Here is a 12,276-nt window from a genome sequence, read left to right as displayed (position 1 = left end):
ATGGGTAATAAAAACTATGATCTTTTCTTAGGAATCTTGATGGTGATCTGGTAATACTCATCATGGTCTTCTTCATCAGTCTCTAAATCAATGCCTGTATCTGTAACCATATTTAAAGATTGACGAATGGTATTCATGGCAATACGCATATCTTTATTAACGCCTTTAAGAGTAGGTTTCTTTTTCTTCGGTTTTGGATCACTTAATTTCGCAATACGTTCTTCTGTCTGCTTCACATTCAAATGCTTTTCAATGATCTCATCTAAGACTTTTTCCTGTAATTCAGGATCCTTCACAGCAATTAGTGCTCTCGCATGCCTTTCCGTGATCTTTTTATCCATCACCGCTTGTTGAACGGATTCAGGGAGCTTTAATAAGCGGATCTTATTAGCGATCGTAGACTGGCTCTTGCCCAAACGTTGGGCGAGAGCTTCTTGTGTTAAGTCATGGAGTTCAATTAATTTAGCGTAAGCAAGGGCTTCTTCGATAACGGTCAGTTCTTCCCGCTGCAGATTTTCAATCAGAGCAACGGAAGCGGTCTGAGAATCGTTCATATCTCTAATAATGGCAGGTATCGTTTCCCATCCAAGAGACTGGACAGCTCTCCACCTGCGCTCACCAGCAATCAACTCGTATTCTTCATCATTTAACCGACGGAGAACAATCGGCTGAATCATCCCATGCGTATGTATCGTCTGGGCGAGTTCGCTGATCTTCTCGTTGTTAAATATCGCTCGGGGTTGATATCGGTTCGGTTGTACTCGATCAACAGGAACTTGTACAACTTCATCGGGATTATAATCTTCCTCGCTGCTTTGATTTTCCGATTCTGGTTTGTCCCCCAATCCGAACAAACGACCAAAAGGATGTAACACGATCAGACACCACCTTTATACGATCAAGCATACGCTTCTTTCCATTTATTTCAACACTAAAAATTGTGCAATTGAAAAAGCGCCGCAGGCTTTGGGACTGCTGCGCGGACGTATGCCGTTTTAACTCTTCTTTTATTTTATCATATTTATTCTATTAAAAGTATCTTCAAGATTTAAGAATTATCTATTACATTTGTCGAAAAAGCACAGAATTTCCAAAGAAAAAAGTTGTAATTTCAATCATTTAGCGCTTAACACCTTTGACTAAACATGGCAATTTGCGTCGATATCTTTTATATAAACCTATTATTATAGCTTACATCTATCATTCATAACCATCAACCATTCACAGGTTTTTATGCTTATTATAATAAAACCGAAAACATTTAACTTCACGAGCAGGAAATTCAGAGTTTTTGGTGAAAATCTTAAACGGTATACTTATTGGTCAAATTTTTAAGGAGGATGTTTAATGATGCTAAAAATTTTCGCTTTTTCTCACTCAAAAGCAGGGGTGAAAGCAATTTAATTTTTGATGAGCTTTAACTCCTGCACTCATTCGGATACTAATGCAGGAGGATATGAATTTTGAAAAAAGAAACATTAGCTGCACATAACATTCGTTATTTATTTTGGGCGGAACTATTCGGAAGCGTCCGTTTTATTCAGCCTGTCCTTACTTTGTTTTATTTTGCACGAGGATTGGATGAATCCACTATTCTCATCGTTATGATGTTTTTTAGTATCGGAGTTCTGGCCGGGGAAATCCCCACAGGTGTATTTGCTGATCGTTACGGTGCTAAACAGGCTTTCCTAGTCGGAGCGTTGCTTGCTTTGATTAGTCACTCCCTATTATTCATCGCATTTGAACCGTGGGTATTTTTCTTAAGCTCCTTTTTAACAGGGTTTGCTGCCACCTTTTTCAGTGGAGCCGATGAAGCTTTAATTTATGAGTCATTAAAGCTGTCAGGCGAAGAAGGATATATGGATAAAGCGATGGGGCAAATCAGTTCAGCAAAATTTATCGTTTCCATCGTAGCTGTCATTGTTGGTGCTTTGTTAGCCAAAGATTTAACCGAACCTCAATTCCGGTTACTGATTCTGCTCAGCATCCTTTTCATGATGGTTCAGGTCGTATTACTGTTATTCATTAAAAATCCTCCTAATCAAGGGGGATTCGAACAACCGATGGTGAAACAGATTGTTGATGGGCTGAAAGCAATCAGACATACACCTCAAGTGTTGTGGATGTTCATTAATATATCGTTGGTCTTCATCCCAGCCACAGCGATTTTTGAGAAATTCGATCAGAAGCTTATGGTTGATGCTGGTCTCCCTGTCTATTCAATAGGGGTGGTTTATGCTGTCGCAGCGCTCATTGGTTTTTCAGCCTCCCGTTCGATCGGTTGGATGACAGAGAGAATCAATCGCGTATCTCTATTGTTCCTGACTGGAATGTTAGCGACAGGGGGCCTTTTTATAGTTGCCCTTTTCGATACCTACTTATGGGTGGTTTTTGGGGTACTACTTGTTCTTAAACTTGTCAGTGCCATTCGCTATCCTGTCTATTCACAGCTTTCCAACGATGTTATTCCATCGAATGTCAGAGCCACCACAATCTCGTTATTATCGATATTGGACTCTGGATTCGATTTGATTATTTTTACAACCGTCAGCGGAATTGCCTTAGGCGGTTTCACACCTATGTTTTTGGCTTGTGCAGGAATAGCACTCGTGGGCACCTTGATTCCGATAAAAGTAAAAGGTTAAAAACGAAAGCCGCCTGTCTATGCAGGCGGCTTATTTATGAGCATTTACTCTATATTGTTTTGAAGCAACACAAAATCTTCTCTAACCATACCGTAGACATCAATATCTTTAAATTCTCCCCAATGCAGCATATCTTTTTTTAATGTACCTTCGTAACTCAGTCCGGCTTTTTGCATCACTTTTGAGGAAGCAGAGTTCTCTGTCATAGCCCCTGCCCAGATGCGTTCGAGATTTAATTCTTCAAATCCGTAACGTACCACACGTATAGCCGCTTCAGAAGCGTAGCCTTTTCCCCAGTAAGGCTTTCCAACCCAATAAGCCAGTTCACCTTTTTGGTGTTTTTGGTTGACCCTGAGAGTCATAGTCCCAATCAACTGTTTTGTTTCCTTACAAATCATAGCTAGAGGGTAAGCTGTCCCTCTATCCAGCCATTCTTTATGTAGTCCAATCCATTCCTCAGCATCTTTAATGGTATAAGGATGGGGGACGAAGGTCGTTGCCGCAACTTCCCATTCTCCTGCCAGTTCAGCAACTTGTTTAGCATATGACATTTCATAAGGTGCTAGTTGAAGTCTATCCGTTTCCAATTTCAATTCCATCAGCACTCCCCTTTTTACTGATAATTCCTTTTATTCTTACATACATCTGCATCCTTTTGAAGATGTATCCTTAATAAAGTTGGGTAAGTTGCTTAGATTGCGTTGATTTCGAATTCTCACGTTCCTCCTATTCCTGAGGGCTCAGTTTTAAGACTTTCTGGGGTCATTTACTTAATTTAGAGTAGGATACGCTGGAAAATGACTCGCTTTCATACGGGGGAACTGGCAAGCCTCCTCCTTCGCTGCACTTTTTGTGGGGTCTGGCCAAGCTTCTTTCCTTTTGTAATAATTCCTGACTTTTGTGGAAAAATGAGCACAAATAAGTGTAGCGTGTCGATCACTCAATAGGGTGGAGCATATCGTTATGCAATATAAAGAGAAAGCAGGTGTTGGAATGGATCTCAATCAAGATAACTATCGCGCAGGCGATATCGTTTATGTGATTTACCGGAACCCTCACACATATGACGTGGCCAACGTTCAGGAAGCTGCCGTAGTCAATAACCCTGAAGCACCAGGAGAACTGGCATTATTTTTATACGAAACCTATTTTCCACTGGATTCAAACATTGCCGTATACGCGTCAGAAGGAGAGGCTGAGCGTGCTTATCACGATGTGTTTGGCAGTCCGGATACGGAGGGACATCAGCTGTGGTAAAACCATTTATGCCCGAGTTAGTCTACATTGAACCCAGAGCCTTGGAGTATCCCTTAGGCCGTGAATTAAAAGAAAAGTTCGAGGATATGGGAATTGAGATTCGAGAAACGACCTCTCACAACCAGGTTCGAAACCTGCCAGGGGAGAATGATTTTCAAAAATACCGGATGGCAAAGTCCACATTAGTGGTCGGTGTAAGAAAAACGTTGAAATTTGACACCTCAAAACCCTCGGCTGAGTATGCCATCCCGCTTGCTACTGGATGTATGGGCCACTGTCATTACTGTTACTTACAAACAACCATGGGAAGTAAGCCGTATATCCGGACTTACGTGAATGTCGACGAGGTTTTTGATGCAGCGGAACAATATATGAAAGAACGCATGCCAGAGGAAACCAGATTCGAGGCTTCCTGTACATCAGATATTGTCGGTGTCGACCACCTGACTCACACATTAAAGCGGGCTATCGAATATTTTGGAGAGTCCGAACATGGGCGCCTTCGCTTTGTTACGAAGTTTGCTTATGTCGATCATTTGCTTGATGCTAAGCATAATGGCCGGACTCGCTTTCGTTTCAGCATGAACGCGGACTACGTCATCAAATACTTGGAACCAGGTACTTCACGGTTGGATGAACGAATCGAAGCGGCTGTAAAAGTTGCGGAAGCCGGTTATCCTTTAGGATTTATTGTAGCTCCCATTTATCTTTATGACGACTGGAAAGAAGGCTATCGAATCCTATTTGAAAAGTTGCATGATCAGCTACCTGACCATGCAACAAAGGATTTGACTTTTGAGCTGATCCAGCACCGTTTTACAAAACCAGCAAAACGAGTCATTCAAAAAAATTATCCTATGACAAAATTAGAAATGGATGAAGAAAAACGCAAGTACAAATGGGGACGCTACGGAATCGGGAAATATGTCTATCAAAAAGACGAGCAAGAAGAAATGAAGACAACCCTCGGTGGCTACATTAACCAATACTTCCCTGAAGCTCAGCTCGAGTATTTCACTTAAGTGTATCCCTTTCCTCCACAGTTTGTGGTTGGAAAGGGATGTTTAGCATTTAAATGTATTTATGTACGCATTCTCGGAATTTGATGAATCCATTTTTCTCATAGAACCTTTTCGCTTCTTGATTATCGATCCAATAGTCCACCTCAATTTCACTTGCGCTATGAGTTTCCCCCAGTCTTTCAACCGCCTTCATGAGGTGCTGTCCGCAGCCTCTTTTTCGATACCCTTCCTCTACACTGATTTGATGAACATAAATGGACGTATAAGCTTTTTTAAAAGGATTTTCAGAATGCTTTCTTATCTCCACCCAGCTATACCCTCTTGCTTCCCCTTCTGCTTCTAACACAAAGAACACAAACTGAGGATGATTGACCATATTCTCAAAAAAGCCTTTCACTTGCTCATAATTATACGGCTTGAAATATGTCGGATAAAGTTCGACATGAAGTTTATGAACATGCTTATTCAGCTCAGCAATCAGAGCACAATCTTTTGTTTCTCTAACCCTCATACTTAAGTCCCCTTTTTTATCTATTATGTACCTAACCTCTCTCTTTGATCAGTATATAAGAGAACACTGTCTGTTTCATTTTTTCCTATATGTGGAATAACCCTTACATATTTTCAAATCAATCAAGGAGGTAAACACATCATGGACCGAATGAATAGACAAACCCAAGGACAAAAAGGTCAAGAACAAGCCCGTCAGCCTGGCGTGGAAGCTGAAATGGACCCACGCCCGCTTCAAGCCGATGAAGATTATCAAAGCGGTAATAAATTGCAAGGTAAAGTAGCTCTAATCACTGGAGGAGACAGCGGGATTGGTCGCTCTGTTGCCATTGGATATGCGAAAGAAGGCGCTGATGTTGCTATTTCCTATTTGGAAGAGCATGAAGATGCAGAACTGACTAAGAAAAAAGTTGAAGAACAAGGAAGACGTGCCATCTTGCTATCTGGTGATGTAGGGGAAGAATCCGTGTGTAAGGAAGCCGTTGATCGTACAGTCAATGAGCTGGGACAACTTGATATTCTAGTTAATAATGCGGCTGAACAGCACCCTACTGATGACATTATGAACATCTCTACTGAGCAGTGGGAACAGACATTCAAGACAAACATTCATTCCATGTTTTATTTAACAAAAGCAGCCCTCCCTCATATGAAAAAAGGAAGTTCCATTATTAATACTGCTTCCGTGAACCCTTATATTGGAAATGAGCACCTTGTTGATTACACTACTACAAAGGGAGCAGTTGTCGCTTTCACACGTTCGATGGCAAAGCAATTAGTTGGTAAAGGGATTCGCGTAAACGGGATAGCACCAGGACCGATTTGGACACCATTAATTCCGTCCACTTTCGGTGAAGAAAAAGTAGAACAGTTTGGCACGAACACACCTATGGGACGTCCAGGACAGCCTGTTGAGCATGTTGGAAGCTATGTGTTGCTTGCTTCTGATGATTCCACATATATCACCGGGCAATTCATTCATATCAATGGAGGAATGTATACTTCTAGCTAAAGGGTTATGACTTGCAATTCTTCTTTCCCCTTTACAAAATAAGAAGGAGAAAGGAGCCCCGCTTATGCCTGAAGGTCCAGAAATCCGGCGTGCCGCTGATCAAGTAGAAAAAGCGGCAGCCAACCGCCCTATATTAGAGATTTCATTTGCTTTTGAACATCTAAAAGATTATGAAGAAGCGTTTCGTGGATCGAAAATAAAAAAAGTCGATACAAAAGGAAAAGCCATGCTCATTCGGTTTAATAATGGCTATACAATCTACTCTCATAATCAGCTTTATGGCAAATGGTACGTCAGAAATGCTTACAATTATCCTAAAACGAATCGGCAGCTCAGGCTTGCGATTCACAATGAAAAGAAATCAGCTTTGTTGTATAGCGCATCTGATATAGAAGTGCTAAGGGATGAGGAAGTGCTTGAGCACCCGTTCATTGCAAAAGTCGGTCCAGATCTGTTGAATGATTCTGTATCGCCCGGCGATTTAGTCGAACGGTTCAAAGAAAGACGGTTCCACCGTAGAAAATGGACTTCACTTTTACTCGATCAGGCTTTTATTGCCGGTATCGGTAATTACTTACGCAGTGAAATTCTATTTGTCGGAGGCGTCCATCCTGATAAACGACCGATGGATTGCAGTGAGGAACAGCTGAAGAAAATGGCTGAAGCCTGTGTTGAATTAATGTGGCGTTCCTACGAAACTAAAGGCATTACCAATGATCTTGAACTTGCTAAAAAGCTGAAAGCACAAGGAGCAAAAAGGTATGAATATCGGCATTGGGTATTTAATCGTGCAGGGCAGCCGTGCCGCATAGATGGTACGGAGATTATTAAATTCAAAGCAGGATCAAGACGATGTTATTACTGTCCGACATGCCAAAAATGATCCCGACCCACGACAAACGTGGTTCGGGATCATTTTATGTTTTCTGTCATAATAGATTTCAGATTATGTTTACTTATAGAAGATGTGTCGCGCTTCTACAAACTCATCTGTAAATTCAAGCATTCCAAAAGAATGATAAGGAAGCTTCCGCTTTGCGGTTGCGGAGCCAGGATTAAACAACAGCTGGTTTTTGAAATACCTTAAGAGCGGAATATGTGAATGACCGAACAAAATAATGTCTACATCATCTTCTTTAAAGACTTCAATCGCACGTTTTTCAGTTGTTTTCTTTTCTCCATGTCCGTGGACAATACCGATTTTGTGATTTTCCACCTCTATGACTTGTTTATGCGGCAGAATGTCTTTTATATCATCTCCATCAACATTCCCATAAACGCCATAAACAGGGGCAAAAATGCTTAGTTCATCGTAAACTTCAGGAATACTCCAATCTCCTGCATGAATGATCAGATCTGCGGAAGAAAGTTCAATAATCAGTCGTTTAGGAAGTTCGACTTCTTTTTTGGATATATGGGTATCCGATATGACGAGTACTTTCATGTAATATCCTTCCTCTCTAAATCATTTCCCGGGAAATCATAAGATTATATTTATCGTAAGTCCCTTTCATCAAAAATAAAACCCCTGATTCAGCGGAATTCAGGGGTTACGTCCTTATTGGATCGGTGATTTGTTTGGTGTACCAGCTTTACGCGGGTACTTCTTCGGTGTTTTTCTGCGTTTCTCAATGATTGCTATATTACGTTCACTATTTTCTTCAGGTAAATCAAACGTGTAAGTGTCGACAACTTCGCCGCCGACTGTTTGGATCGCTACAACCGCCTCTTCCATTTCTTCACTCAAGTTAGGTCCTTTCATCGCCATAAAATGGCCTCCTTTGGTTGTCAAAGGCAGACACAGCTCACTTAGGACGGACATACGGGCGACTGCCCGTGCCATCACTAAGTCATACCCTTCGCGGAACTTCTCGTTTTTTCCGAAGTTTTCGGCACGATCATGATAGAATGCGACATCATCAAGTTCCAACTCATGAGCTAAGTGATTCAAAAATGTGATTCTCTTCTTCAACGAATCGACAATTGTCACTTTTAGTTGTGGAAAAGCGATTTTCAAAGGTAAACTTGGAAAACCAGCACCCGCTCCGACATCACAGATACGGAGGGGACGGTCAAAATCATAATAGAAAGCGGCCGTCAGTGAATCATAAAAGTGCTTAAGATATACACCCTCTTGATCGGTGATGGCAGTCAAATTCATCTTCTCGTTCCACTCGACAAGAATTTTAAAGTATCTCTGAAACTGATGCTGCTGCTTTTCATTTAACTCTATTCCTTGCTCTTGTAACGATTTTAGGAAGGTGTTCTTATCCATAAGTCCATCCTTTCATATTATTCACCTGCCACGCGGGCGATTTTTCCTTGTTCAATATACACTAGCAGGATTGATACATCGGCCGGATTGACCCCCGATACGCGAGATGCCTGCCCTACAGACAACGGGCGCACCTCTTTCAAACGGTCGCGGGCTTCTGTCGCGAGTCCGTTGATCGCATCGTAATCGATATCTTCTGGAATTTTCTTTTCCTCCATCTTCTTCATACGATCGATTTGTTCAAGGGCTTTTTTAATATAACCACTGTACTTCACTTGAATTTCAACTTGTTCTTTCACGTCTTCTGGAAGTGTGATTTCACTTGGAGTCAGACGCTCGATATGCTCATATTTCATTTCCGGACGTTTCAGTAAGTCTGTAGCACGAACAGCATCCTTTAATTTGGATCCACCTGCTTCTTCAATGACCGATTGGACTTCTTCTGTTTCCTTCAAAATGACACCGTCGAGACGCTTCTTCTCTTCTTCGATTAAGCGTTGTTTCTCTTTGAAACGCTTGTAGCGTTCTTCAGGAATTACGCCTAATTGATAGCCGATTTCTGTGAGGCGTAAGTCCGCATTGTCATGACGAAGCATCAGACGGAATTCGGCACGGGATGTCAGTAAGCGATACGGTTCACTTGTTCCTTTTGTGACCAGATCGTCAATCATAACGCCGATATACCCTTGAGATCGGTCAAGCACCAATGGTTCTAAATCAAGCGCCTTAGCTGCAGCATTGATTCCTGCCATTAGGCCTTGCCCAGCCGCTTCTTCATAGCCAGAAGTACCATTCAGCTGACCTGCTGTGTACAAGCCAGAGATTTTCTTCGTTTCAAGAGTCGGCCACAATTGGGTCGGAATGACGGAATCATATTCGATCGCATATCCGGCACGCATGATTTCTGCTTTTTCAAGTCCAGGAACCGTACGCATCATTTCGTGTTGTACGTACTCCGGAAGTGACGTCGACAGTCCCTGTACGTACACCTCTTCTGTGTCACGACCTTCTGGCTCTAGGAAGATTTGGTGACGAGGTTTATCGTTGAAGCGCACAATTTTATCTTCAATGGATGGACAATAACGTGGTCCAGTACCTCGGACTGCTCCTGAATACATCGCTGAAAGTGTTAAATTTTCGTCAATGATGCGATGTGTTTCTTCATTCGTGTACGTCAGCCAGCACGGAATCTGGTCTGTAATATATTCTGTTGTTTCATACGAGAAAGAGCGCGGCTCCTCTTCGCCTGGCTGAATTTCAGTTTTCGAATAGTCAACCGTATGGCTGTTTACACGCATGGGTGTTCCAGTCTTGAAGCGTACCATTTCAATACCCAGTTCTTCTAGCTGCTCAGATAAAGAAACAGTGGAGCGTTGGTTGTTTGGTCCACTTTCATAAGACAAATCTCCAATCAAGACGCGTCCGCGCATGAAAGTCCCTGTTGTAACGATGACGGTCGGAGCATAGTAAGCCGCTTTCGTTTCCGTTACGACACCTTTTACTTCATCGTCTTCGACAAGGATTTTTTCGACCATTCCTTGTTTAAGTGTCAGGTTTTTCTGGTTTTCAAGGACACGTTTCATTTCTTTGATATATAAAGGTTTGTCTGCTTGCGCACGCAAAGCACGTACAGCGGGTCCTTTTCTTGTATTCAGAAGACGCATTTGGATATGAGTTTTGTCGATCACTCGTCCCATGGCACCGCCCAGGGCGTCAACTTCGCGAACAACGATTCCTTTGGCCGGCCCACCGATAGACGGGTTACACGGCATAAACGCAACCAGATCGAGGTTGAGTGTAAGCATTAGTGTTTTTGCGCCGCGTCTTGCTGCGGCTAATCCTGCTTCAACCCCTGCATGACCGGCACCAATTACAATTACATCATAATGCCCTGCATCATAAGTCATTTAGGTTGTCTCTCCTTTATTCATACTTATTTTCCATAATCCATTCATCCATACTTTTACTTTCCAAGACAGAACTGTGAGAACAGCTGATCGATTAAACTCTCGTGAACCGTATCGCCGACAATTTCACCAAGGATTTCCCACGTTCTCGTTACATCAATTTGAACGACATCCAATGGTACTCCCATTTCCATACCGTTTTGGGCGTCTTCCAGTGCATGTTTCGCTTGTTTCAGCAGCTGAACGTGGCGGACGTTCGACACATAGGTCATGTCTCCTGCATCCAGATCTCCTTCAAAGAACGTGTTGGCAATCGCTTGCTCGAGTTGATCGATGCCTTCTTCTTTAATCAAAGCGGTAGAGATAACCGGATGATCACCGGCTAGTTTCCTGACTCGCTCAACATCCAATTTAGGTTCCAAGTCCATTTTGTTAACTATAACGATGACGTTCATATCGTTTATGGCTTCAAAGAGCTTTTCGTCTTCTTCATTAAGCTCATCCCCGTAGTTTAACACAAAAAGAATGAGATCTGCTTCTTTTAATACTTGTCTTGAGCGTTCCACACCAATCCGCTCGACAATATCCTCTGTTTCACGGATTCCTGCTGTATCGATCAGTCTTAATGGAACACCCCTGACATTGACGTATTCTTCAATAACATCCCGGGTTGTACCAGGCACTTCTGTTACGATCGCTTTATTTTCATGCACAAGAGCGTTCATTAAAGAAGACTTTCCAACATTCGGACGGCCGATAATCGCTGTCCCTAAACCTTCGCGCAGAATTTTTCCTTGTCGAGCCGTTTCTAAAAGCTTAGACACCTCATCGTGGACCTCTTTCGTTTTTTGCTCCATCATTTCGTGGGACATCTCTTCGACATCATCATATTCAGGATAATCGATATTCACTTCCACATGGGCTAACGTCTCTAGCAGTTTCTGACGTAAATTCTGGATCAATTTCGACAAGCGCCCATCCATTTGTTTCAATGCTACGTTCATAGCTCTGTCGGTTTTTGCACGAATGAGATCCATTACAGCCTCCGCCTGAGACAGGTCGATTCGTCCATTCATAAAGGCTCTTTTTGTAAATTCCCCTGGTTCAGCAAGACGTGCTCCGCTCACGAGTACAATTTCAAGCACACGATTTACAGAGACGAGTCCACCGTGACAATTGATTTCAACAATATCTTCTCTTGTAAAAGTTTTCGGTGCTCGCATGACGGAGACCATCACTTCCTCCGCCATTTCTCCCGTTTCAGGGTCGATAATTTTTCCGTAATGCATCGTGTGGGAATTTACCTGGTTCAGATCTTTCCCTTGAAATAGGTTAGCTGAAATAGAGACAGCCTCTGGACCACTCAATCGAACTATAGCGATAGCCCCTTCTCCCATCGGGGTCGAAATGGCAGTTATCGTATCGGTTTCCACACGCGCTCACCTCCTTGGTTTCCTTAAATTTATTGTTATCCACAAGCGTATAATTATAGTAGTCACTAACTTAATAGAATACCACACACCCGTGTGTATTGAAAAGATATCAACATGTTTTTTAAATGATTCTTCTCTTCCCATTATCCACATGTGAATAACTCTATATTCACTTCCCAAAAGAAAGAGAAGAACACAAAAAAGTACTTCTGCCA

At 42.3% G+C, this 12,276-nt stretch carries 12 protein-coding genes; 5 read left to right on the top strand and 7 right to left on the bottom strand.

All coding sequences use genetic code 11. The annotated features are described in order from the left end of the window. Positions 1-14 precede the first annotated feature (14 nt). Positions 15-875 (bottom strand): nucleoid occlusion protein, encoded by an 861-nt coding sequence (gene noc / locus HM131_RS01260; protein WP_085027157.1) that lies wholly within the window; start codon positions 873-875, stop codon positions 15-17. A 588-nt stretch (positions 876-1,463) separates the two neighbouring features. On the opposite strand from noc, the gene HM131_RS01255 reads away from it, so the two are divergent. Then, on the top strand, positions 1,464-2,645 hold the full coding sequence (locus HM131_RS01255) for an MFS transporter (RefSeq protein WP_085027155.1): 1,182 nt from the start codon (positions 1,464-1,466) through the stop codon (positions 2,643-2,645). Between the two features lie 44 nt (positions 2,646-2,689). On the opposite strand, the gene HM131_RS01250 is transcribed toward HM131_RS01255, so the two are convergent. Continuing rightward, positions 2,690-3,244 carry a GNAT family N-acetyltransferase gene (locus tag HM131_RS01250; RefSeq protein ID WP_085027153.1) on the bottom strand — a complete coding sequence of 185 codons (555 nt, stop codon included), beginning with the start codon at positions 3,242-3,244 and terminating at the stop codon, positions 2,690-2,692. A gap of 394 nt (positions 3,245-3,638) precedes the next feature. On the opposite strand from HM131_RS01250, the gene HM131_RS01245 reads away from it, so the two are divergent. Then, on the top strand, positions 3,639-3,902 hold the full coding sequence (locus HM131_RS01245) for a transcriptional regulator SplA domain-containing protein (RefSeq protein WP_085031724.1): 264 nt from the start codon (positions 3,639-3,641) through the stop codon (positions 3,900-3,902). Then, complete coding sequence (splB, locus tag HM131_RS01240) at positions 3,896-4,924, top strand: spore photoproduct lyase (protein ID WP_085027151.1); 1,029 nt, start codon at positions 3,896-3,898, stop codon at positions 4,922-4,924. Before HM131_RS01245 ends, splB begins: the two co-directional genes overlap by 7 nt. A gap of 49 nt (positions 4,925-4,973) precedes the next feature. Here the strand turns inward: splB and HM131_RS01235 are convergent, their stop codons facing one another. Continuing rightward, positions 4,974-5,435, bottom strand: coding sequence for a GNAT family N-acetyltransferase (locus tag HM131_RS01235; protein ID WP_085027149.1), 462 nt, complete (start codon positions 5,433-5,435; stop codon positions 4,974-4,976). A gap of 141 nt (positions 5,436-5,576) precedes the next feature. Here HM131_RS01235 and HM131_RS01230 point away from each other — a divergent pair, with 141 nt between their 5' ends. Next, entirely contained in the window at positions 5,577-6,446 is an 870-nt protein-coding gene (locus HM131_RS01230; RefSeq protein ID WP_085027147.1) for an SDR family oxidoreductase, read from the top strand. 64 nt (positions 6,447-6,510) lie between these two features. Next, the gene (nei, locus tag HM131_RS01225; RefSeq protein WP_085027146.1) at positions 6,511-7,329 is read left to right on the top strand and encodes an endonuclease VIII; all 819 of its coding nucleotides are present in this window, start codon (positions 6,511-6,513) and stop codon (positions 7,327-7,329) included. Positions 7,330-7,398: 69 nt separating this feature from the next. Here nei and HM131_RS01220 read toward each other — a convergent pair whose 3' ends face one another. From HM131_RS01220 to mnmE, 4 genes are all read right to left on the bottom strand, one after another. Beyond that, the gene (locus HM131_RS01220; protein WP_085027144.1) at positions 7,399-7,890 is read right to left on the bottom strand and encodes a metallophosphoesterase family protein; all 492 of its coding nucleotides are present in this window, start codon (positions 7,888-7,890) and stop codon (positions 7,399-7,401) included. A 114-nt stretch (positions 7,891-8,004) separates the two neighbouring features. After that, positions 8,005-8,721: a 16S rRNA (guanine(527)-N(7))-methyltransferase RsmG gene (gene rsmG, locus HM131_RS01215; RefSeq protein WP_085027143.1), complete on the bottom strand. Its 717-nt coding sequence runs from the start codon at positions 8,719-8,721 to the stop codon at positions 8,005-8,007. Positions 8,722-8,738: 17 nt separating this feature from the next. After that, a complete protein-coding gene (mnmG, locus tag HM131_RS01210) occupies positions 8,739-10,628 on the bottom strand; it encodes a tRNA uridine-5-carboxymethylaminomethyl(34) synthesis enzyme MnmG (RefSeq protein ID WP_085027140.1) in 1,890 nt (629 codons plus the stop codon). Between the two features lie 56 nt (positions 10,629-10,684). After that, positions 10,685-12,061 (bottom strand): tRNA uridine-5-carboxymethylaminomethyl(34) synthesis GTPase MnmE, encoded by a 1,377-nt coding sequence (gene mnmE, locus HM131_RS01205; protein ID WP_085027138.1) that lies wholly within the window; start codon positions 12,059-12,061, stop codon positions 10,685-10,687. Positions 12,062-12,276: the final 215 nt, after the last annotated feature.

The organism is Halobacillus mangrovi, from assembly GCF_002097535.1.
GTDB classification, from domain to species: domain Bacteria; phylum Bacillota; class Bacilli; order Bacillales; family Halobacillaceae; genus Halobacillus; species Halobacillus mangrovi_A.
This window is presented reverse-complemented; position numbering and strand designations above follow the sequence as displayed.